The sequence below is a fragment of the Streptomyces sp. AC558_RSS880 genome (genome assembly GCF_019049255.1).
In the GTDB taxonomy this organism is placed as follows: domain Bacteria; phylum Actinomycetota; class Actinomycetes; order Streptomycetales; family Streptomycetaceae; genus Streptomyces.
The window spans coordinates 14,478-37,495 of record NZ_JAGMUJ010000017.1 but is presented as its reverse complement, the minus strand read 5'-3'; the positions used below and the strand labels follow the sequence as shown (position 1 = coordinate 37,495).

13 protein-coding genes are annotated in these 23,018 nt (G+C 74.2%); 4 read left to right on the top strand and 9 right to left on the bottom strand.

Annotated features, from left to right (window positions below; genetic code table 11):
* Nucleotides 1-107: 107 nt before the first annotated feature.
* On the top strand, nt 108-521 hold the full coding sequence (locus tag KUM38_RS07075) for an organic hydroperoxide resistance protein (RefSeq protein ID WP_217128409.1): 414 nt from the start codon (nt 108-110) through the stop codon (nt 519-521).
* Between the two features lie 12 nt (nt 522-533).
* Here the strand turns inward: KUM38_RS07075 and KUM38_RS07070 are convergent, their stop codons facing one another.
* From KUM38_RS07070 to KUM38_RS07030, 9 genes are all read right to left on the bottom strand, one after another.
* Nucleotides 534-2,117 carry a hypothetical protein gene (locus KUM38_RS07070; RefSeq protein ID WP_217128408.1) on the bottom strand — a complete coding sequence of 528 codons (1,584 nt, stop codon included), beginning with the start codon at nt 2,115-2,117 and terminating at the stop codon, nt 534-536.
* A 98-nt stretch (nt 2,118-2,215) separates the two neighbouring features.
* Nucleotides 2,216-3,481, bottom strand: coding sequence for a hypothetical protein (locus tag KUM38_RS07065; RefSeq protein WP_217128407.1), 1,266 nt, complete (start codon nt 3,479-3,481; stop codon nt 2,216-2,218).
* Nucleotides 3,478-5,733, bottom strand: a complete 2,256-nt coding sequence (locus KUM38_RS07060) for a bifunctional glycosyltransferase family 2 protein/CDP-glycerol:glycerophosphate glycerophosphotransferase (protein ID WP_217128406.1) — start codon at nt 5,731-5,733, stop codon at nt 3,478-3,480. Before KUM38_RS07060 ends, KUM38_RS07065 begins: the two co-directional genes overlap by 4 nt.
* A gap of 1 nt (nt 5,734) precedes the next feature.
* Nucleotides 5,735-7,933 (bottom strand): CDP-glycerol glycerophosphotransferase family protein, encoded by a 2,199-nt coding sequence (locus KUM38_RS07055; RefSeq protein ID WP_217128405.1) that lies wholly within the window; start codon nt 7,931-7,933, stop codon nt 5,735-5,737.
* Nucleotides 7,934-8,088: 155 nt separating this feature from the next.
* The gene (locus tag KUM38_RS07050; RefSeq protein WP_217128404.1) at nt 8,089-10,356 is read right to left on the bottom strand and encodes a bifunctional glycosyltransferase family 2 protein/CDP-glycerol:glycerophosphate glycerophosphotransferase; all 2,268 of its coding nucleotides are present in this window, start codon (nt 10,354-10,356) and stop codon (nt 8,089-8,091) included.
* 148 nt (nt 10,357-10,504) lie between these two features.
* A complete protein-coding gene (locus KUM38_RS07045) occupies nt 10,505-11,407 on the bottom strand; it encodes a carbohydrate ABC transporter permease (RefSeq protein ID WP_217128403.1) in 903 nt (300 codons plus the stop codon).
* Nucleotides 11,404-12,753 (bottom strand): carbohydrate ABC transporter permease, encoded by a 1,350-nt coding sequence (locus tag KUM38_RS07040; protein WP_217128402.1) that lies wholly within the window; start codon nt 12,751-12,753, stop codon nt 11,404-11,406. The genes KUM38_RS07045 and KUM38_RS07040 overlap by 4 nt, the downstream gene beginning before the upstream one ends.
* Nucleotides 12,754-12,760: 7 nt before the next feature.
* Entirely contained in the window at nt 12,761-14,125 is a 1,365-nt protein-coding gene (locus tag KUM38_RS07035; RefSeq protein WP_217128401.1) for an ABC transporter substrate-binding protein, read from the bottom strand.
* 276 nt (nt 14,126-14,401) lie between these two features.
* A complete protein-coding gene (locus KUM38_RS07030; protein WP_217128416.1) occupies nt 14,402-17,923 on the bottom strand; it encodes an FHA domain-containing protein in 3,522 nt (1,173 codons plus the stop codon).
* 460 nt (nt 17,924-18,383) lie between these two features.
* Here KUM38_RS07030 and KUM38_RS07025 point away from each other — a divergent pair, with 460 nt between their 5' ends.
* From KUM38_RS07025 to prfB, 3 genes are all read left to right on the top strand, one after another.
* Nucleotides 18,384-20,072, top strand: a complete 1,689-nt coding sequence (locus KUM38_RS07025) for a serine/threonine-protein kinase (RefSeq protein WP_217128400.1) — start codon at nt 18,384-18,386, stop codon at nt 20,070-20,072.
* A 109-nt stretch (nt 20,073-20,181) separates the two neighbouring features.
* A complete protein-coding gene (locus tag KUM38_RS07020) occupies nt 20,182-21,426 on the top strand; it encodes a serine/threonine-protein kinase (RefSeq protein WP_217128399.1) in 1,245 nt (414 codons plus the stop codon).
* 211 nt (nt 21,427-21,637) lie between these two features.
* A complete protein-coding gene (gene prfB, locus KUM38_RS07015) occupies nt 21,638-22,744 on the top strand; it encodes a peptide chain release factor 2 (protein ID WP_217128398.1) in 1,107 nt (368 codons plus the stop codon).
* Nucleotides 22,745-23,018 lie beyond the last annotated feature (274 nt).

The following is a 23,018-nucleotide window of genomic DNA, read 5'->3' as shown; positions in this document are numbered from 1 at the left end:
CCATTTGATTGCGCGCAATTCAATTGCGTGCTCTACTTGTGGTCGTACGGCGGCCGGACCCGTCCAAGGGCCCGGCCGAGCCACGACTCGAGAGGGAAGGTCCTCCCATGGACGCGCTCTACACCGCTGTCGCCACCGCCACCCACGGCCGCGAGGGCCGCGCCGTCACCTCCGACGGCAAGCTGGACCTCGGCCTGAGCGCCCCCGTGGAGCTCGGCGGCAACGGCCAGGGCACCAACCCCGAGCAGCTGTTCGCCGCCGGTTACGCGGCTTGCTTCGGCAGCGCCCTCGGCGTGGTCGGCCGGGCGGCGAAGGTCGACGTCAGCGACGCCGCGGTGACCGCCGAGGTCGTCCTCGGCAAGCAGGGCGAGGGCTTCGCGCTCGCGGTGACGCTGCGCGTCGAGCTGCCCGACGGCCTCGACGAGGAGACCGGCCGCAAGCTGGTGGAGCAGGCCCACCAGGTCTGCCCCTACTCCAACGCCACCCGCGGCAACATCCCGGTCGACCTCGTCATCGAGTAGTCCCCGGCGGGCTCACCCCCCGATCCGCGCCAGCACCTCACCCGTCCGCCGGCTCCACGCCACCACCACCGCCTCCTCGGGCACCCGCTGCCGGGGCGTCAGCAGCAGCCAGCGCGCGTGGTACCGGCGGACGACCGCGGCCCGCTCGGCGCGGGTCGAACCGGGGTCGAGGTACGCGCGCACGTCGGCCACCCGCCGCAGCCGCTCCCCCTCGTCCAGCGAGGCGTCCGGCCAGGCCGGCGCGGCGAGGTTCGGCCCGTACCCGGCGATCGCGTGGACGGCGTGGTAGCCGTCGGTGATCACGACCTCGCCCGGTCCGACGTACCGCGCGGCCCACGCGTACGACGGCCAGTCCGGCGGCCGTTCGAAGCCCGCCGGCACCACCGCCCCGGCGTGCACGGTCAGGAACGCGGCGCACGCCCCCGCCGCCGTGGCCCCGCCCAGCAGCCGCCGCCACACCGGCCACGGCCGCGGCGCCGCCAGCTCCACCGCCGCCGCGAACTGCAACGGCACCAGCGTCAGCCCGAGGATCCTGCCGTAGGTGTAGTGGCCGCTGACCCAGCCGTACGCCACCACCAGGCAGTCCAGGACGAACATCAGCACCAGCGGATCACGCCACGAGGTGCGCCGCGCCCGCAGCCACAGCACCGGCAGCCCGAGCAGCGCCAGCCCGAACTGCCCGCCGAGGTCCAGGTACAGCCGCCGGTGCATCGCGTCCACGCTGCCGTCCCCGGCCAGCGCGAACACGTCGAAGTACGGCCAGCAGGCGGCCGTCAGCAGCGCCACCGCCCCCGTCAGCGCCCACCGCCCGGCAGCCGCCGGACCCCACCGCCGCTGCCACCCGGCGACCAGCGCCACCGCGCCCAGCGCCGCCGCGACCGCCGTGATCGGGTGCACGAGCAGGATCAGCCCGTACAGCGCGCCCAGCGCCGCGTACCCGGACAGCGGGCGCGGCCCGCCCGGCCCCGCGCACCGCACGGCTCCCGCGCCCCAGGTCCGCGCCCCCGCGCACCGCACGGCCCCCGCGCCCCGGGTCCGCGCCCCCGTCAGCGCCCACGCCCAGAAGGCGAGCCCGATCGCGAACGCCGACGGGTAGGCCAGGTTGCCCGTCATCGACATCAGGTTCAGATAGCCGCTCCACCAGGCCCGCTCCACCCCCCACAGCAGCGTCATCGCGCCGAGCGCCAGCACCGGCGCCCAGGGGCGCGGGGTCAGCACCCGCACGAAACGGCCGATCCCGGTGAGCAGCACCAGCAGGTTCAGCGGCCCGGTGAGCCTGAGCACCTCCCAGCCGCCCAGCCCCGTCAGCCGGGCGGCCACGCCCTGCGCCAGCGCGAACGGCGAGTAGTAGGGGCTGCCCGCCCCCGGCAGGTCCGCCATCGGGTGCCGGGGGTGCAGCAGATCGTCCTTGAGGCGCTCGACGACCGCCGCGTGCTGCCCGGCGTCGCAGCACAGCGGCACCCTCCAGTACGCCAGCGACATCACCAGCCAGAACAGGAAGCCGAAGAACTGGTACGGAGTGGGGCGCCAGGTCCCGCCGCCGCGCAGCGCCGTGGCACCGCGCACGGCCGGCCGGACGAGGACCGGGGAGCTCATCGGAGGGTGCGGAAAGGGAGCTTCACAGGCATTTGCCCAATGTTCCCGGCGTGCTCCGCGGCATGACCCCGCGTCACCTCATCGGGTGAAGCGGACGGTCAGCGCGCCAGCCCCACCGGAGCGCCCTGCGCCGGCACCACCGCCCGCCGCACCACCGGCTCCAGCAGCAGCGGCACACCCAGCACCGGCAGCAGCCAGGCCAGCGTGATCAGCCGGTCGCCCCAGATGTTGATGTCCGGATGCCCGGCCTGGTTGAGGAACCCCGTGCAGGCGGCGGCGACCAGGAAGGCACCGAACGCCGGCCGCCGCAGCGCCCCCGGGACACCGGCCGCCAGGAACGAGACGAACACCGGCTCCCACAGCTGCCGCCGCAGCCACTCCGTCCAGAAGTTCCCCTGCAACTGGAAGAACTCCGCCCACGGCCGCTCCCGGTCGGGGCGGGCGAAGTGATCGGTGAGCAGGTCCTGCACGCTCTCCGACACCGACGGGTAGTGCAGCAGCCGGGCCAGCAGCACCGTGCCGAACACCCCCGCGCACCCGGTCCCCGCGAGCACGACCACCCCGCGCCCCGGCGGCAGCCCCCGCCACCGGCGCCGCACGGCGACCGCCGCGCCCGCGCCCGCCAGGCACAGCCCGAGGAACAGGGCCTGCGAGTGCTTGACGGTGAACAGCGCGAGCAGCGCGGCGCCCACCAGCGCCAGGCCCGCCCGCGTCCTGTGCCCCTGAAGCACCAGCGCGCAGCCCCACAGCGCCGCCAGGGTGAGCGCCAGCAGCAGCCCCTCGGACATCGGGCGCATCGCGGTCGTCCCGCACGGCAGGACCAGGAACAGCGCCTGCCCGGTGAGCGCGAGCGGCACGGACACCGCCAGGGCGCGCAGCACCAGGAAGGCGAGCACCCCGCCCGCGCAGGTCACCACCACGCCCGCCGCCCACGCGCCCCACGTCACCCCGAACAGGGCGACGAACGGCGCCAGGAACACCGGAAAGCCGGGCCGTACCTCGAAGATCCGCATGAACCGCTCCGGCATGAACGGCACGGTGTGCCCGCCGGTCTGCCCGGCCGCCAGCCGGGCCTCCACCTGCCGCCACTCCCGCTCCCGGCACTCGCGCACGACCTCCGGAGCGGGGTCGGGGGCGTGGAAGCGGACCACGTTCACGTTCTGCTCGCGGTGCGCGATCGACGCGCGGCCCGCGCAGAACCAGTCGATGGTGGCCGCCGCCGCCTCCCGCTTGTCCGCACCGGTCAGGCTCAGCGCGTACGACAGGTAGTTCTTGCTGTCGGGGGTGTCCCGGCCGGTGACGTTGGCGAGTTGCAGCAGCGCGAAGACGGCGGCCAGCAGCAGGACCCGGGTGCGCGGCCTCACGACGGGGTCAGCAGGTCGCGGCCGGTGGACGGCGGGGGTCCCCCCGCCGCGAGCGGAGCCGGGCGCACGGGGGAGGGCACCCGGGCCGGTCCGGCCGGCCGCTCGGGCATCCGCTCGCCCAGCATCAGCGTCCGCACCACCCGCTCGGCGGCCCGGCCGTCGTCGAACTCGCAGAACCGCTTCCGGAACACCGACCGCAGCCGCGCCGCCTCCTCGTCCCGCCAGGTCCCGGAGTCGAACAGCCACGCCAGCTCCCAGGGGGAGCGCGCCACATGGCCCGGCGCCTCGGCCGTGATGTCCAGGTAGGCGCCCCGGCTCGCCCGGTAGGCGTCCCAGTCGTCGGCGTACACCACGATCGGGCGGTCCAGCAGGGCGTAGTCGAACATGATCGACGAGTAGTCGGTGACCAGCACGTCGGCGGCGAGCAGCACGTCCTGCACCTCCGGCTCGTCCGTGGCGTCGACGAGCACGCCCCGCCGGTGCAGCTCGGACAGGCCGAGGCCGCGCGCCGGTCCGGCGGCCAGCGAGGGGTGCAGACGGACGACGAGGGTGCGGCCCTCGCCCAGGTCGGCGGCGAACCGGGCGAGGTCGAGCCGCTCCACCAGCCCGTCCCTGCGGTAGTCGCGGCGGGTCGGCGCGTACAGCACCACCGTGTCGCCGTCCGGGACGCCGAGCCGTTCGCGCACCGCACGCCCCCGGTCCGCCGGAGCCGCGACCAGGACGTCGTTGCGCGGGCTGCCGGTGCGCAGGGAGGTGAAGTGGCAGGGGAAGGCCCGCTCCCACACCAGCTCGGAGTGCCGGTTGGCGACCAGGCTGTAGTCCCAGCGGTCGGCCCGGCGCAGCATCTGCGGGACGTCGAAGCCGAGCCGGGCGCCGGGCCGGTCCAGCAGGTCGGCGCCCAGGTACTTCAGCGGGGTGCCCCGGTGGGTGTGGACGTGCACGCTCCCCGGGCGTTTGACCAGCGAGCCCGGCCAGTTGACGTTGTTGACGAAGTACGTGGCCCGCTCGGTCACCCGGCGGTATCCGGGCGAGTCGAGCAGCACGTACGCGGTGTCCGGCTCCAGGCCGGCCGCCTGCTCCTCGTCGGCCAGCACCCACACGCCCCGGATGTGCGGGGCGAGTTCGCGTGCCGCGCGGTGGATCGCCGCCGGGTCGCCGAGCACGCCCCGGTGCGAGAACGCCGAGTACACGGCGAGGTCCGGGTCGAGCGGACGGCGGAACACGGACCGGGTCCGGGCCCGGGCGTACCGCGCCGCCGTCGCCGTGCCCGCCTGCCGGGCCCGTCGCCCCAGCTCCCGGCCGGCCTTCCCCGCCCGCTGCTTCAGGACGTACCCGGCGTAACTCCCCTCCAGCACCCGCAGCTCGGCGGGGACCGTCACGCCCTCCGGCCGGTGCGCCCGGAACATCTCGGCCGTGCGGCGGAAGAACTCGCCCTTGTCGGACGGCGGCAGGCGGTCCGGCTTGGCGAGGATGTCGAGGCAGTGCTCGCCCATCTTGGCGTGCAGGAACGGCCGCCAGTGCGCGAGCGCCGGGCGGGCGTCGACGAACCGGAACACCCGCGCGTACTGCTCGTGGACGTCGAAGTGCCTGCGGCTGGTGGTGGACAGGATGCTGCCCCGGCGGCGCTGCCGGTAGTACACGCAGATCCGGTCCAGGGTGGCGATGCGCTCCGCGCTGAGCAGCACCGGAAAGGTCCAGGGCGTGTCCTCGTAGTAGCCGGGCGGGAAGGTGAAGCCCTCCCGTGCGACGAAGTCGCGGCGGTAGACCTTGTTCCACACCACCATCAGCAGATCGAGGATCTCCGGCCGCTCGGCCGCCGTGAACACGTCCTCGGTGGCCAGCAGCCGGGCCAGGACGTTGCGGCGGGTGCCGCCCCACCAGTGGGTGCGGGCGTAGTCGAAGACCAGGACGTCCGGGTCGCCGGTCTCGTCGAGGCGGTCGGCCATCGCGCGCAGCGCGCCCGGGGTGAGGGTGTCGTCGCTGTCGAGGAAGAGCAGGTGGTCGCCCGTCGCGTGCTCCATCCCCGCGTTGCGGGCCCGGCCGAGGCCCACGTTCCGCGGCAGGTGCACCACCCGGACCCGCTCGTCGCGGGCCGCGTACGCGTCGAGGACCGCGCCGCAGCCGTCGGGGGAGCGGTCGTCGACGGCGATCACCTCGAGGTCGCGGTACGACTGCCCGAGCACCGAGTCGAGACAGGCGTGCAGGTACCCCCGCACCCTGTGGACGGGGACGATGACGCTGAAGCGGGGCACGTCAGCTCCTCACCGGGGTGGCCGCGGGGGCGGGGACGCGCTCCGCGAGCGGGATCACGGGCGGCAGGGCCTCGGGCGGCTCCCCGAGCAGCACCCGGCGCACGACCCGTTCGGCGGCCCGCCCGTCGTCGAACGCGCAGAACCGCTCCCGGAACCGGGCCCGCAGCGCGGCCGACTCCGCGTCCGCGTACGAGCCGTCGCGGAACACCCGGGCCAGCTCGTCGGGGGTGCGGACCACCGGTCCCGGCGGTGCGTCCATCAGGTCGAAGCAGACGCCCCGGACCTCCCGGTAGACGTCCCAGTCGTCGGCGTACACCACGATCGGCCGGTCCAGGTTGGCGTAGTCGAACATGATCGACGAGTAGTCGGTGACCAACGCGTCGGCGGCCAGGCACACGTCCTCCGACGAGGGGTGCGCGGTGACGTCGACGACCCGGCCGCCGCCCCCGCGCCCGCCCCGGTCGTAGAAATAGTGGGCGCGCAGCAGGACGACGACGTCCTCGCCGGCCGCCTCGCAGAACGCCTCCAGGTCGAGGCCGGGCTCGAAGCCGGTGCGGTGGTCGCGGTGGGTGGGCGCGTACAGCACGGCCCGCGCGCCCTGAGGGACGCCCAGCTCCGCGCGGATCCGGGCCACGTCGTCGGCGCCGGCCGTCAGATACACGTCGTTGCGCGGATAGCCGTACTCCAGGTGCTCGTAGGAGCCGGGGAAGGCGCGCTCCCACACGCGGGTGGAGTGGGGGTTGGCGGAGAGGTTGTAGTCCCAGCGGTCCACCCGGCCCAGCAGCTTGGTGAAGCTGCCGGTCGCGGCGGCCACCACCGGGTACGTCGACTGGTCGACGCCCATGGTCTTCAGCGGGGTGCCGTGCTGCGTCTGGAGGTGGACGCTGCCGGGGCGCTTGACCACGCCGTCGGCGAAGTTGGCGTTGTTGACCAGGTACGTCGCGCGGGCCAGCACCTCCCAGGAGCGGCGGCTGCCGAGGACCGCGTACTCGACGCCGTCCGGCACGGTGTGCGCCCGGTCCGCCTCCACCAGGAACACCGAGCGGATGTGCGGGGCGAGTTCACGGGCCCGGGCGTGGATCGCGGCCGGGTTGCAGGCGTAGCCGCGGCCCCAGTACGCGCAGTACACGGCGAGGTGCGGATCGAGCGGGCGGCGCAGGTGCATCCGGTACAGCAGCCGGGTGCGCAGGCCCCTGGGGCGCGGCACCGCCGCCACGGCCCGCGCCACCGTGCGACGGGCGCCGCGCAGGGCGGCGAACGCCTCGTAGGAGCCGGACGCCAGCAGCCGGTGCTGCACCCCGAGACTGCCGCGCGGGGGCCGGTACCCGGCGGGGCGGTGACGCCGGTACAGGGTGCTCGCCCGGTGGAAGAAGGCGCGGCGGCCCGACGGGAGCCGCCGGGGACGGGCGGCAGTCTTCAGCACGGCGGCGAACAACTGCTCGAACAGCGGCGCCGACCGCTCGGCGGGCAGCCCCCGTTCGGCGGCCCGGGCGAGCACCAGCTCGACCTGGTCCAGCAGTTCGGCGTGGTGCTCCCCGGGCAGGTTCAGCCGGCTGCCCTGCCGTCGCACCAGATGCCGTACGACGACCGAACGCAGCACCGCCACCCGCTCGGCGTCCAGCATCGCCAGTCCGCCCCACCCGATGTCCGTGAAGTGGCCCGCGGGGAAGGCGAGACCCCGCTCGGTGACGAAGTCGCGGCGCCAGGCCGCGCTCCACGCCGGGAGGCCCACGCCGGTGAGGTGCGGGGCGCGGTCGGGGGAGAACGCGCCGTCGGGGGCCTTCGCCAGCAGGGGCGCGGCCGGGTTGGCGGGCTCGCCCTCCCACCAGGGCGCCCGCTCGTGCTCGCAGTGCAGCACGTCCACCGGACCGGTCCGGTCCAGGCGCGCGTCCAGCGCCGCCAGCGCCCCCGGTACGAGGACGTCGTCGCCGTCGAGGAACAGCAGGTACGTCCCCGTGGCCGCCCGTGTCCCCGCGTTGCGGGCGCCCGCCAGTCCGGCCGCCGGCGGCGCGTGCACCGGCGCCACCCGCGAGTCCCGCTCGGCGTGCCGGGCGGCCACGTCGGCCGCGAGGGAACCGGGTGCCTCGCAGACCGGGATCAGCTCGAAGTCGCCGAAGGACTGGGCGAGGACCGAGTCCAGCGCCCGGCCCAGCCGGCCGGCGACCCCGTGGGACGGGACGATGATGCTGAAGCGGGGCATTCTGCTCTTTCTCGTAGAGGGTGTCGTGGCGTCCTCAGCGGGTGGGGCGCCGGCCCGGCCGCCCCGTCGGCCGCCGGGTGGGCGGCCGGGCCGGGGTGGGCCGTGACGAGCCGGAGGGCATGGGAACTCCCGGTGCGCACAGAGGGAAACGGCCGTCAGCCGTGGTCGGTGACGGTCAGGACACCGGCGGGCTGCTGCTGCGGCACCGTCGTGAGCGACGACGGGCCGGACACGGCACCGGCCGGCGGCACCGGGCGGCGCCCGTCCATCGGCACCACCGGCGGCAGGTCCGTCTCCCCGAGCACCACCCGGCGTACGACCCGCTCGGCGGCACGGCCGTCGTCGTGCGGGCAGAAGCGCGCGCGGAAGTCCGCCCGCAGCCGGGTGGCGCGGGCACCGCACCAGTGACCGGTCGCGAAGACGTCGATCAGCTCGTCCTCGCTGCCCGCGACCGCGCCCGGCGGGAACGCCCGCGGATCGAAGTAGGCGCCGCGGGCCGCCTCGTACGCCTCCCAGTCGTCGATGTGCAGCACGACCGGCCGGTCCAGGCCCGCGTAGTCGAACATCAGCGGCGAATAGTCCGTGACCAGGGCGTCCGAGGCCAGGCACAGCGAGGTGACGTCCGGGTGGCCGGTGATGTCCAGGACCCGGTCGGAGGCGGCCTCCAGCGGCCCGCCGTACGGGTGGTGGGCGCGGGACAGGACGACGAACCGCGGGCCGAGACGGCGCACCACGCGCTCCAGGTCGAGCAGCCGGCGCTGGGTGCGCCGGTAGTCGCGGTGGGCCGGCGCGTACAGGATCGCCACCGATCCCCCGGGGATGCCGAGCGACTCCCGCAGCCGGGCCACGTCCGCCCCGGTCGCCGTGTGGAACCGGTCGGTGCGCGGCCTGCCGTACTCCAGGGTGGTGTAGCGGCCGGGGCAGACCCGCTCCCAGGTCAGGGTCGAGTGGCGGTTGGCGGAGACGACGTAGTCCCACTGGTCGACGCCCTCGAGGAGCCGCGCGAAGTCGGTGTCCCGGGCCGCCGCGGGACGCTCCAGCAGGTCCAGGCCCTCGTGCCCGAGGGGGGTGCCGCGCCGCGTCTGCACCAGGACCTGCCCCTTGCGCTTGACCAGCCCCGGCACGACGTCGGCGTCGGTCACCAGGTACGCGGACCGGGCGAGCGCGCTCCAGTGGGCGGCCGTGCCGGGCACGAGCCGGCGGGCGGCCGGCGGAAGGGTGTGGTGGTGCTCGGGACGGGCCACCCACGCGGTGCGGACGTGCGGGGCCAGCTCGCGCAGCGCCGACTCCAGCGCGCCCGGGTCACCGCCGTGACCGCGGCCCCCGTGAGCGGCGAAGACGGCCCGGTCGGCGCGGAGCGGCAGCAGCCGCTGGAACCGGTAGTGCAGGCGCAGGGCCGCGCCGCGCAGGGCGCGCGGCAACCGCCCCGCGATCCGGGCCCACCGGCGGCGCAGCGCCGCCGCCAGCCGCAGCGCCCGGTAGGTGCGGTGCAGTCCGAGACGGACCATCGTGTGGTGGACCCGGGCGCGCGCGGACACGGACGCGCCGGGCGCCCGGTGACGCCGGCAGTGGGCACGCGCCCGGCGCAGGAAGGCGGCGCGCGACCCGCGCGGCAGCCGGTCCCGCCGCGCGTACACCGTCACCAGGTGGTCGAGCATGCGGCGGAACAGCACCGGCCGCCAGCACCGCAGCGCGGGCCGCTCGTCGAGGAACGCGAAGACCCGGTCGTACTGGTCGAAGACGTCGAAGTGCCGTTCGCTGGTGGTGCGCAGGATGCCGCCGGCCCGGCGCTGCCGGTAGTGCACGCACACCCGGTCCAGGGTGGCGATCGACTCCGCCGTCATCAGGACCGGGTACGTCCACGGGGTGTCCTCGTAGTAGCCGGGCGGGAAGGCGAAGCCCGCGCGCTCGACGAACTCCCGCCGGTAGGCCTTGTTCCACGCCACCATCAGCAGGTTCAGCAGCCCCGGCCGGTCCGCGAGGCGGAACGGCGCGGGTCCGTCCTCGGTGAGCTCGGCGGCGACCCGGTTGCGCACGGTCTCGCCCGACCAGTAGGTGCGCGCGTAGTCGTAGACCAGCACGTCTGGTTCGCCCGTCTCCTTCAGTCGGTCGGCGAGGGCGAGCAGCGCGTCGGGCGTGAGGGTGTCGTCACCGTCCAGGAACACCAGGTAGTCGCCGGTCGCCCGCTCCATCCCGGCGTTGCGGGCCGGGCCGAGACCGGCGTTCCGAGGCAGGTGCACGGCCCGTACGCGCGGGTCGCGGGCCGCGAACTCGTCGATCACCGCACCGCAGGCGTCCGGCGAGCAGTCGTCGACGGCGATCAGCTCGAGATCGGGGTACGACTGGGACAGCACGGAGTCCAGGCACTCGTGCAGATACGCCTGAACCTGGTACGCGGGGACAATGACACTGAACCTGGGCAAGGGGCATCCAACGGTCGGTGCGGGCGTTCTGCCCGGCAACGGCCACCGGCCCGGCTTGGTTACGCCCCCTGCGGCATCCGGGGGACACCCGTCACACGAAGGGGCGGACCCGTACGGATCCGCCCCTTCAACCCGACTCGTACGTCGGCTACTTCACCGCACCCGCCATCACACCGGAGACGAACTGCCGCTGGAAAGCGAAGAACACGACCAGCGGAACCACCATCGAGATGAACGCGCCGGGCGCCAGGACGTCGACGTTGTTGCCGAACTGCCGTACCTGCGTCTGCAGGGCGACCGTGATCGGCTGGCTCCCGGAATCGGTGAAGATCAGCGCGACCAGCATGTCGTTCCACACCCACAGGAACTGGAAGATGCCGAGCGCGGCGATGGCCGGCCCGGCGAGCGGCATCACGACCCGGACGAACAACCGCAGTTCGCCCGCCCCGTCCAGCCGGGCCGCCTCCAGCAGCTCCTTCGGGATCTCCGCGAAGAAGTTCCGCAGCAGGAACACCGCGAACGGCAGACCGAAACCGACGTGGAAGAGGACCACACCGGTCACGGAGCCGAAGATGCCGAGGTTGCCGAAGAGTTCGGCGATCGGGATCAGCGCCACCTGCACCGGCACCACCAGCAGCCCCACCACGGCCAGGAACCACCAGTCCCGGCCGGGGAACTCCATCCAGGCGAAGGCGTACCCGGCGAGGGAGCCGATCACCACCACCAGCACGGTCGCCGGGACGGTGATGTACACCGTGTTCAGCAGCGAGCCGGTGATGTCGTCGTTCTCCAGCAGCGTCTCGTAGGCGCCGAAGGTGAGCTGCGAGGGCTCGGTGAACACCTTCCACCAGCCGTCGGCGGCCATGTCCTGCGGGGTGCGCAGGCTGGCCAGCAGCAGCCCGACCGTCGGGACCAGCCAGAACAGGCCCACGACGATCAGGAAGACGCGCACCAGGCCACCGCTGACCCACTGGCTGAGCCGGGAGCCGAGCGACTGTTCGGCCTTGACGGTGGAGAGATCGGTCTGTGTACCCGCCTTGGTGGCACTCATCGCCTGACCTCCCGCCTCAGCCGCCTGACGTTGAACCACATCACCGGGATGACGAGCAGCAGCAGGAACACCGCGATCGCGCTGGCGACACCCGGCTGGTCCGACGCGAAACCCTTGCGGTACAGCTCCAGCGCGAGGACGTTCGCGTCGTCCTGGGACGACCCGGGGGCGATGATGAAGACCAGGTCGAACACCTTCAGCACGTTGATCATCAGGGTGACGGTGACGACCGCGAGGACCGGCGCCAGCAGGGGCACCGTGATCCTGCGGAACACCTGCCACTCGTTCGCGCCGTCCACCCGCGCGGCCTCCAGCAGCTCCCGGGGCATGCCCGCGAGCCCGGCCGCGATCAGCACCATCGCGAAGCCCGCCCACATCCAGATGTACGAGCCGATGATCGCCGGCGTGACCAGCGACGGGCCGAGCCAGTCCAGGCCGTTGTACGGCTCGGCGAAGTTGCTCGCCGGGAGCCGTAGTTGAGCCCCGTCGGCCTTCGACGAGAAGGAGAACGTGCCGTCGTCGCCCGCGGTGGCCGTCTCCACCACCTTGTCGTCCTTGACGGCCTCGATCTTCATCCCGGCGTAACCCAGCTCCGAGGCGTCGACGGTGTTCAGCGTGCCGACGCCCTTGCCGCGGGTGAAGTCCTGCCAGGTGGTGCCGGTGATCCGGTCGTCCTCCGGCTTCGGCGCCGCCGCCCGCTCCGCCGCGTCCGGCATCAGGTCCGGGGCGACCCCGACCAGCGGCAGCGTCACCGCGTCACCGGTGCTCACCGTCCCCTTGGTGATGAACGCGCCCCCGCCGGCGGGCTCCAGCGGCGACTCGCGGCCCGGGTGCGCCTTCGGGAACGCCGACGACTGGGCGAAGGTGTCGTGCACCCCCACCCACACCGCGTTCGCCACGCCCTTGTCCGGGTCCTGGTCGTACACCAGGCGGAAGATGATCCCGGCGGCCAGCATCGAGATCGCCATCGGCATGAAGACGACCAGCTTGAACGCCGTACCCCAGCGCACCCGTTCGGTCAGCACCGCGAAGACCAGACCGAGCGCGGTCGCGATCGTCGGCGCGAACACCACCCAGATGATGTTGTTCTTCAGGGCCGTGCGGATGCCGTCGTCGGTGAACAGGGCCCGGTAGTTGTCGAATCCGGCGAAGCCGTCGCCGGACTGGTCGTAGAAGCTGCGGACGACGGAGTACCCGATCGGGTAGACCACGAGCGCACCGAGCAGCACGAGCGCGGGCAGCAGGAACAGCGCCGCCACGGTTCCGCGGGTGCCGGTGACGCTCTTGCGCGACTTGGGAGCGGCAGGGGCCGCCTTCGGTGCCCCTGCCGCCGTGTCCGACGCCATCGCCGGTTCAGTTCCCGTACGCCGCGGCCGCGTCGGCCTCCAGCTTCGCCTGCGTACCGGCGATGTCCTTCGGGTTCTTCAGGAAGTCCTGCAGCGCCTTCCACTCGCCCTTGCCGGGCGTGCCGCCGAACGCCTGCGGGGCCTGGTCGGACATGTCGAAGCGGAAGTCGTCCCCAGAGTCGACGAGCGCCTTGGCGATCTTCCGCTGGACCTCGTTCGGGTACGCCGAGTCCGGCACGTTCTTGTTCGGCGAGAGGTAGCCGCCGAGCCCGGCGTGGATGCGCGCGGCGTCCGGGGAGGCGAGGAAGGTCGCCAGCGCCTGGGACGCCTCGGAGTCCTCCAGGATCACCGCCGCGTCGCCGCCGGACACCACGGGCGGGGTGTCACCGACCGCCGGGAACGGGAACACCTTGGCGTCCGTGCCCACCTTCGCCTTGGCCTCGCCGATGTTGACCTGCGCGAAGTCGCCCTCGTAGACCATGCCGGCCTTGGGCTGGTCGCCGCCGGTGAAGGTCTGCGTCACGGACGTCGGGAAGTCGGTCCCCAGCGCGCCGGACGCGACGTAGTCCTTCTTGCCCCAGATCTCGGCGAGCGTGGTCAGCGCCTCCTTGACGGACGGGTCCGTCCACTTGATCTCGTGCTCGGCGAGCTGGTCGTACTTCTCCGGACCGGCCTGCGAGAGGTAGACGTTCTCGAACCAGTCGGTCAGCGTCCAGCCCTCGGCGCCGCCGACCGAGAACGGGGTGACACCGGAGTCGTACACCATCTGCGCGGTCGTGAGCAGTTCGTCCCACGTCTTCGGCTCGGCGGCCCCCGCGTTCTCGAAGACCTGGGCGTTGTACCAGATCAGCGACTTGTTGGCGGCCTTGTAGTAGACGCCGTACTGCTTGCCGTCGACCTTGCCGATGTCCTGCCAGCCCTGCGAGTAGTTCTCGCCGAGCTCCTTGGCCGCCTCGGCGCCGAGCGGCTTGGCCCAGCCCTTCTCCACGGCCTGCTTGATGGCGCCCGGCTGCGGCAGCATCGCCACGTCCGGCGGGGCGCCGCCCGCGACCTTCGAGCCGAGGAAGTTGATGATCGGGTCCTGGGCGGGGACGAAGGTCACCTTGGCGCCGGTGCGCTTCTCGAACTCCGCGAGGACCTTCTTGAAGTTGGCCTGCTCGGCGCCGGTCCACACGGCGGCGACCTCGAGGCTCGCGCCGTCCAGCTTCGGAAGGGTGACGGTGGTTCCGGTCCCGCCGGTCCCGCCGCCCTTCTCCTCGTCGCCGCCGCTGTCGTCGTCGCCACCACCGCACGCGGTGAGCGAGACCGCGAGCACTCCGGCGGCGAGCGCCGCGGCACCACGTATCCGGATGATCCTGCTCGTCCTGCGCATCACTGCCCCGTTCTTCGTACTCCGTCGAACGCCGAGCGCTGTCCCGTGCGCTCTGGTCTACGCCCGGGGGGTAGGGGTGGCAAGACCGCATCCCGTGTCAAGACGGCTATCGTGACCGCGTCGTGACCATGCGTCACCGCCGCGATCCGCGGGCAGTCGTGTCGCAGGGCGGCACGGGTGGGCTGGGGGTACCCCCTCTGGGGGAGGCACCCCGCGAGCGCCGGGCCGCGCGACCCACCCCCGCCCAGCCCTGAGTGCCGGCCGGCGTTCCCCGGGTCAGAGAAGCGACGGCACCTCCGCCGCCGCGACCTGACGCGCCGCCCGCTCCAACGCACTGGCGAGCAAGGCCAGATCGGTGGGCCCGTTACCGAGCTCGCGCACCTGACGGCGGGCCGGGGGATCCCCCATGCGGTGCCACTCCAGCGGGACGACCGTCGGCCGCAGGGTCGCCGTCCGCGGGATGCGCCCGGTCACCCGCCCGCCCTGGAACGCCGTCTCCCGCCCGTCCGGACAGGTCAGCCGCCCCCGCCCCGGCGCCGGTTCGTCCGGTCCGCCCCCCGGCACCGCCGCGTCGAGCGCGACCCGCAGCGACGCCTGCCGTACCGGCTCGGTCTGTGCCGTACGGGCGCAGGGCCCGGTGGCCGCCACCAGGTGCACGCCCAGCCGCTCACCGTCCCGCGCCACCGCCTCCAGCGCCCGCATCACCGACCCGGCGGCGGGCCGCCCCGGCGCACCGAGCGCGGGGGACACCAGCGCGTCCAGGTCGTCCACGACCACCACCAGCCGGGGCAGCGGCGGCGCGGCCTCCGTCTTGCGCCGGTCGGCGCCCGGCCGCAGCCGCAGCGTCGAACTGGGCGGGGTGTCGAGGTCCCCGTTCTGCTCCGTGCGGGACGCGGACGCCGTGCGCTGGGCGACCATACGGTCCGACAGTTCCCGCCCGGTGTGCCACTCCGCGAAGTCCGACCGGCCCAGCAGCTCCGCGCGCCGTTTCAGCTCGGCGCTCAGGGACTGCGCGAACTCCCGCATCCGCACCGGGTCGTTGGCGCACAGGTGCGTGGTGACGTGCGGTACGTCCGTGCACACGCGCAGGCCCTCACCGGGCGCGTCGCCCGGCGTGGGGGCGCCCCGGCCGTCGACCAGCACGACGGCCAGCCGGTCGGGACGCTCGGCGGCGGCCAGCGAGGCGACGACCGCCCGCAGGAGTTCCGTACGACCGCTGCCGGGCGGCCCCTCGACCAGCAGGTGCGGCCCGTCGGCGGCGAGGTCGGCGGTGACCGGGCCGCGCGGTCCGGCGCCCAGTATGGCGGTGACGCGTCCGCCGAGCGCCTGTGTGTCGTCGGCCGCGTCCGCCCAGCGGGCCATCAGCGAGGCCGGGGTGGCCCGGGCCAGGCCCAGCTCGTCAAGGAGCCGCACCGACCGGGGCAGCGGCGCCGACACGCGCGCGTGCCGCTCCCCGCCGGCGCCGTCCGTGCGCAGCGGTGCGAGCGCCCGCGCGAACCGCTCGGCCCAGGCGGGGGAGACCGCGTCGACCGTGGCGAGGGTGCCGTGGCCGACGGGGCCGGAGGGACGACCGGAGCCGGTCCCGGCCACCCGCAGCAGGCGCAGGGCGGTCGCCACGTCCCCGCTGAGCAGGGCGACGGCCCCGCACTGCCGGAACGCCGGCGCCGCCGCGCAGGCCGCCTCGTACGTCTCCGTCACCGGGGACGCGGGGGAGGCCGCGGCCGTCTCGGCGAGGCACACCACGTGGATCCCGGCCCGGGGTCCCTCCAGGGCCAGCCGTGCCACCGCCTCGCGCACGTCGGGGCCGCCGGGGTCGCCGTCCACGACGACCACGGTGTACGGCCCTTCGTACGGTTCGTACGGTCCCTCGCCGGAGGTGCGGGGGGCCGTGTGGCCGTGGTCCTCCAGCCGGCGCAGCAGTTCCTCGGCGCGGGCCGCGGCCTGTTCGCGGTCGTGCGCGAGGAGCAGGCGGCAGTCCTGGCCGTGCCCCGGGCGCACGTGCGGCAGCCAGCCCAGCCAGGACCACTCGGCGGTGCGTTCCGCCAGGGGGCGGGAGGGGTCCGCGGCGATCAGGACGATCTCCAGGGCGTCGGGGGAGTGCAGCGCGGCGAGCTGGGCGAGCACCGTGCGGGCCAGCCCGGCGAGCCGCTCACGCGGGCCGGCCAGTCCCAGCGCGCCGGCCTCGCGCAGCCCCGAGGTCACCGGTACGGCGGGCAGCAGGCCGGAGCCGTCCGGCGCCGGACGGTCCGCGGTGCCGAGCCGCACCGCGAGCGCCTCCGGGTGGCCCGGTCCGCGCTCCCACAGCCGGGGGCCGGGGCCGAGCGCGGTCAGCAGCAGCGTGGCGGGGTCCGGCCAGGTCTCGGGCACGGCGGGGGCGGTCGCGCCCGGGGCGGGTGCGGCACCGGAGCCCTCCTCGCCGTGGGCGGCCCACGCGGCCTCCGGCTCCTGCCGCCCGCCGGTCAGCCGCCGGGCCCAGGCGGTGAGTCCACCGCGCCTGCGCCCGCCCGTCGGCCGGGGGAGGTCGGTGCCGCGCACGGGGGTGCCCTTGCGGGTGCCGGGGAACTCCTCGCGCGGGGTGGAGGGTGTGCCGGTGGGCATGTGGCCGGTGGCGGGCCCGGTGGTCGGGCCGGTGAGACGGCCGGGTGCGTCGCCGGGTGCGCCGTCGGACGTTCGGCCGGGCGCCGGGACGGCCGTCCCGCCCCGGACCCCCTCGCCCCGGCCCCCCTCGGGAGCCGTCCCGGCGGAACGGTCGGCGGCGCCGGGGCCCGTACCGGGCGCGCCCACGCCGGAGCGCCCCGCGTGCGTGTCCCCGTCGGCGGGCAGCGGCCGCGACACGCGGCGGCCCCGGGGAGGGCGGGGCACGTCTCCCCGGGTGACCGTGTGCACCGCGCGCCCCCCGGGGGCGGTGCCGGTGCGCTCGATCCCGGGGGCGCGGCCCTGTCCCGGCACCCGGGGCGGTTGGCTCGCGCCGTCCCGTCGCGCCGTGTCCGGCGTCTCCCGTACGCCCTGTGCGTCCCGTACGTCCGGTGCCGTCACGGCCCAGCCGGCCACGCCGTCGGCGTGGTGGGTGGGGGCCGTCGGTGCCGTCACGCGCGCGGGGGCGTCCTCGCCGTCGGCCTGCCCGGCCGGGGACGGCACCCGTACGTGCCCCTCGCCGTCCGGTGTCGTGGCCGCTCGCGCGCGGGGACCCGCCGCCGGGGTCAGGCGCAGGGTCGACTCGCCGATGCGCAGGAGCGCGCCCGGGGCGAGGCGGACCGGGCGGGGGCCCACGCGCCGGCCGTCCAGGGTCGTGCCGTTGGTGGAGCCGAGGTCGGCGACCGAGACGCCGCCGTCCGGGGCGACCGTCACCGCGCAGTGCAGCCGGGAGACGTCCGGGTCGTCGAGCGGTACGTCGGCGTCGGCGGAACGGCCTATGCGGATCTCGCCGCCGTGCAGCAGGTGCACTCCGCCCGCGTCGGGACCGGCGACGACGTGCAGCCGGGTCGGGGCCCCGTCCAGCTCGGGGTGCGGCTCGGGCTCGCCCGGGGCGCCCACGGCCAGCACCGCGCCGTCGATCAGCGGTGGCTCGCCCAGTGTGCAGCGCTGGGCGTCCAGCCGCCGGTCACCGGCGTACAGCACCGGTGTGCCCGAGGAGCCGGACGGGCCGTCGCCGCCGGAGACCACCGAGGCCAGCGCGGAGGCGACCGCGGCCAGGGCCGTGCCCGCGGGCGCCGTGACCAGCACGTCGCAGCTCGCGGCCCGCTCCCGCGCGGGGGAGGAGGGGCCCAGCGGGTCTACGACGGTCAGCCGGATCTGCATCGCCGTCAGCGGTCCCTTCTGCGCGGGCGCCCGCGACGCGGGGGACACCACCGCCCCGCGGTCCCCCCACCGTGGACTTCCCCCACCGCCACACGCGCACGTACGGCCAGTACTGCACGCATCCTCGCACCTGCCACCGACAACGCGCCCGCACTCCGGCAGCAAATGATCTTGATTGGTCGGCTCTGCCCGCAAAAGTGCCTGACCGGTGAGGAGCGAATGATCGTTCCGGGTCCACTTGAGATCGGTCACGTCCGGCATGCGGCAACCAACGGACCGGGTCGGGCGTCTTTCCTGCGAACCTCCGAACACGGACGGGAACGGGTACGTAAGCCCCACAGCGAGATCACGTCGAAGACGACCGGCCGGTATCCCACGCGGCGGCACTACAGTGGGTCGGAACGTTCAGTGACACGGTGGACCAGGGTGTACGCCAAGCAAGCAGCAGGGAGTGCGTGACGTGCGGCCAGTCGGCAGCAAGTACCTGCTCGAGGAGCCGCTCGGACGCGGCGCCACGGGCACCGTCTGGCGAGCCCGCCAGCGGGAGACCGCGGGCGCCGAGGCGGCCGTACCGGGACAGCCCGGCGAGACCGTCGCGATCAAGGTCCTCAAGGAGGAGCTCGCCAACGACGCCGACGTCGTGATGCGCTTCCTGCGGGAGCGGTCCGTCCTGCTCCGGCTCACCCACCCCAACATCGTCCGGGTCCGCGACCTGGTCGTCGAGGGTGATCTGCTGGCGCTGGTCATGGACCTCGTCGAGGGCCCCGACCTGCACCGCCACCTCCGCGAGAACGGCCCCTTCACCCCCGTCGCCGCCGCCCTGCTGACCGCGCAGATCGCCGACGCGCTCGGCGCCAGCCACGCCGACGGCGTGGTGCACCGCGACCTGAAGCCCGCCAACGTCCTGCTCAAGCAGCAGAACGGCGAGATGCACCCGATGCTGACCGACTTCGGCATCGCCCGCCTCGCCGACTCCCCGGGTCTGACCCGCACCCACGAGTTCGTCGGCACGCCCGCGTACATCGCCCCCGAGTCCGCCGAGGGCCGCCCGCAGACCTCCGCCGTCGACATCTACGGCGCCGGCATCCTGCTCTACGAGCTGGTCACCGGCCGCCCGCCGTTCTCCGGCGGCTCCGCCCTGGAGGTGCTGCACCAGCACCTGAGCGCCGAACCGCGCCGCCCCTCCACGGTCCCCGACCCGCTGTGGACGGTCATCGAGCGCTGCCTGCGCAAGAACCCCGACGAACGGCCCAGCGCCGAGAACCTCGCGCGCGGCCTGCGCGTCGTCGCCGACGGCATCGGCGTGCACGCGAACTCCGCGCAGATCGCCGCCGCCGAGAACGTCGGCGCGCTCCTCGCCCCCGACCCGGCGCCCGCGCCCGTACCCGGCGTGCCCGGCGCCGCCGACCCGACGCAGGTGCTGCCGCAGAGCGGCGCGGGCGGCTACGACCCCAACGGCGCGACCAGCGTCCTGCCGCAGACCGGAGGCCCGGCGGGTGCCGCCGACCCCACGGCCGTCATGCCCCCCGTACCGCCGGGGCAGCCCGGCGGGCCCGGTGCCGGTCCGGAGGACCCGCACCCCTGGCAGAACCAGCTCCGCGCCGCCCGCGACCGCAACGAGCAGACCCAGGTCCAGTACCTCGACCCGAGCCAGGACCCGCTGCGCCGCCGCCCCCAGCGGCAGGTCTCCCGGCCCCCGCAGCAGCAGCCGCAGCAGCCGCAGCGGCGCCCCCAGCCGCAGCAGCCCGGCCCCGGGTACGGCCACCCGCAGCAACAGCACCAGCCCCAGCAGTACGCCCCGCCCCCGCCGCAGCCCCAGCGGCCCCAGCAGCCCCAGCAGCCCCAGCCGCAGCGGTACGCGCCGCCGCCGGAGCCGCAGCGCCCGGCCCGGGAGCCGCGGCAGCCCCGGCAGCGCGGCGCCAACCCGATGCGCATCCCCGGCCTGGGCTGCCTGAAGGGATGCCTGTTCACGATCGTCATCCTGTTCGTCGCGAGCTGGCTGATCTGGGAGCTGAGCCCGCTCCAGGACTGGATCGGCACCGGCAAGGGCTACTGGGACCAGCTCAGCGACTGGTTCGGCTCGGTGACGGGCTGGATCGAGGACCTGGGCGGCTCCGACGAGCCCTCGGTGCCCTCCGGGACGAACTGAGCTTGTTTGCTGATTTGTCGACATCTGAGGGGTGATTTCCGGATCCCCCGTGAAGGCCGGCACTCCGGACGCGTAGCTTTAGCGGCAACACGCGTCGGTAGGAGCAGTCTTGGCACGGAGAATCGGCAGCCGGTACACCGCCCATCAGATCCTCGGGCGGGGCAGCGCCGGCACGGTGTGGCTGGGCGAGGGCCCCGACGGGCCCGTCGCCATCAAGCTGCTGCGTGAGGATCTCTCCTCGGACCAGGAGCTCGTCGGCCGCTTCGTGCGGGAGCGGACGGTGCTGCTCGGTCTGGAGCATCCGCACGTCGTCTCCGTACGCGACCTGGTGGTCGACGGCAACGATCTCGCCCTGGTCATGGACCTCGTCCGGGGCACGGACCTGCGCACCCGCCTCGACCGGGAGCGCAGGCTGGCCCCGGAGGCCGCCGTGGCGATCGTCGCCGACGTCGCCGACGGCCTGGCGGCGGCACACGCGGCCGGGGTCGTGCACCGGGACGTGAAACCGGAGAACGTGCTGCTCGACATGGAGGGCCCGTTCGGCCCCGGCGGTTCGCACCGCGCCCTGCTCACCGACTTCGGTGTGGCGAAACTCATCGACACCCCGCGCCGCACCCGGGCCACGAAGATCATCGGAACGCCGGACTACCTGGCGCCGGAGATCGTCGAGGGCCTGCCCCCGCGCGCCTCGGTCGACATCTACGCGCTGGCCACGGTCCTGTACGAGCTGCTCGCCGGCTTCACGCCGTTCGGCGGCGGACACCCGGGCGCGGTGCTGCGCCGCCACGTCACCGAGACGGTCGTCCCCCTCCCGGGCATCCCGGACGAGCTGTGGCAGCTGCTGGTGCAGTGCCTGGCGAAGGCCCCGGCGTCCCGGCTGCGCGCCTCCGAGCTGGGCGCACGGCTGCGGGAGCTGCTGCCGATGCTGGCGGGGATGCCGCCGCTGGACGTGGACGAGCCGGACACCGAGCCCGCGGAGGAGGCGGGGGAGGAGCTCCAGCCCTCCGGGCCGGCCCCGGCCACCGGGGCGCCGGTGCGGCGCCGCGGCGCGGTCCCGCTGGTGCCGGGCGCGAAACCGGCCGACTCCAACCGCGACACGCACACGTCGATGAGGGTGCCGGCCCCCGACGAGCTGGCCGGCGGTGCCCGCGGCACGGCCCGCGCGCCCCGCGCGGCGGGTGCGCGCCGGCCGGGCTCCGCCCGCAACCGCGCGGTCGCCCGCCGGCGCCGGCTCACCCTGGCGGTGGCGGCGGTGGTGCTCGTGGCGGCGGGCGTCGGCACCTGGCTGGCCACGACGGAGGACGAGGCGCCCCCGCCCCAGGACACCCGGAACTCGGCGCCCGCAACCCCATAGCTGCGGGCAGTCGTGCCGCTGGGGCGATGGGGGTCCCCCCGCTCGAGCGAAGCCGAGAGTGGGGGAGGGTGGGCGCAGCGGCACCCTGTGAGCGCCGGCAAGCGAACCCACCCCCCAGCGCCGGCAAGCGAGCACACTTCTGACTGCGGCGAGCCGCCCCGGCCCCGCCGCACTGCGTGGGCCGGTCGGCGGAGCCGTTACGCTGGAGGGCGTGGCAGTCGTCGATGTATCCGAAGAGCTCAAGTCCCTCTCCTCGACCATGGAGTCGATCGAGGCCGTTCTGGACCTCGACAAGCTGAGGGCAGACATCGCCGTGCTCGAGGAGCAGGCGGCCGCGCCGTCCCTGTGGGACAACCCGGACGAGGCGCAGAAGATCACCAGCAAGCTCTCCCACCTCCAGGCCGAGGTGCGGAAGACCGAGGCGCTCCGGGGCCGGATCGACGATCTCTCCGTGCTCTTCGAGATGGCCGAGGAGGAGGACGACCCGGACACCCGCGCGGAGGCCGAGTCCGAGCTCGCCGCGGTCCGGAAGGCGCTGGACGAGATGGAGGTCCGGACGCTGCTCAGCGGCGAGTACGACTCCCGTGAGGCGCTCGTCAACATCCGTGCCGAGGCCGGCGGCGTCGACGCCGCCGACTTCGCCGAGAAGCTGCAGCGGATGTACCTGCGCTGGGCGGAGCAGAAGGGCTACAAGACGGAGCTGATCGAGACGTCGTACGCGGAGGAGGCCGGCATCAAGTCGACCACCTTCTCCGTCCAGGCGCCCTACGCCTACGGCACCCTCTCCGTCGAGCAGGGCACCCACCGCCTGGTGCGCATCTCGCCCTTCGACAACCAGGGCCGCCGCCAGACCTCCTTCGCGGGCGTCGAGATCCTCCCCGTGGTCGAGCAGACCGACCACATCGAGATCGACGAGTCCGAGCTGCGGGTGGACGTGTACCGGTCGTCCGGCCCCGGCGGCCAGGGCGTGAACACCACCGACTCCGCGGTGCGGCTCACCCACCTCCCCACCGGCATCGTGGTCTCCTGCCAGAACGAGCGCTCCCAGATCCAGAACAAGGCCACCGCGATGAACGTCCTCCAGGCCAAGCTCCTGGAGCGGCGCCGCCAGGAGGAGCAGGCCAAGATGGACGCCCTCAAGGGCGACGGCGGCAACTCCTGGGGCAACCAGATGCGTTCGTACGTGCTGCACCCGTACCAGATGGTCAAGGACCTGCGCACGGAGCACGAAGTCGGCAACCCCGAGTCCGTGTTCAACGGCGAGATCGACGGTTTCCTGGAGGCCGGAATTCGCTGGCGCAAGCAGCAGGAGAAGTAACCTCCCGCGCGAACGCCGATTTGTCGACAAGGCAACTGCCGTCACTTGGACGGCAGTTGCCTTTTTCGTCCGGTGACATCCGGGATTTACGTCACACTCACAGTTTCGTTTTCGCGCAAAGCGTGCGTAGGCGGACATCGCGTACGCAACGGCCTTGACGTTCTTTTGGAAAATGGGAAAGGTGAAGCGTGGCATGCGTATCTCTGGGGCGCATGTGAACCGGGGGGCGTTTCATCAGAGTCACCCCCGTTGATCACCGCCCCGAGCGCGGCCT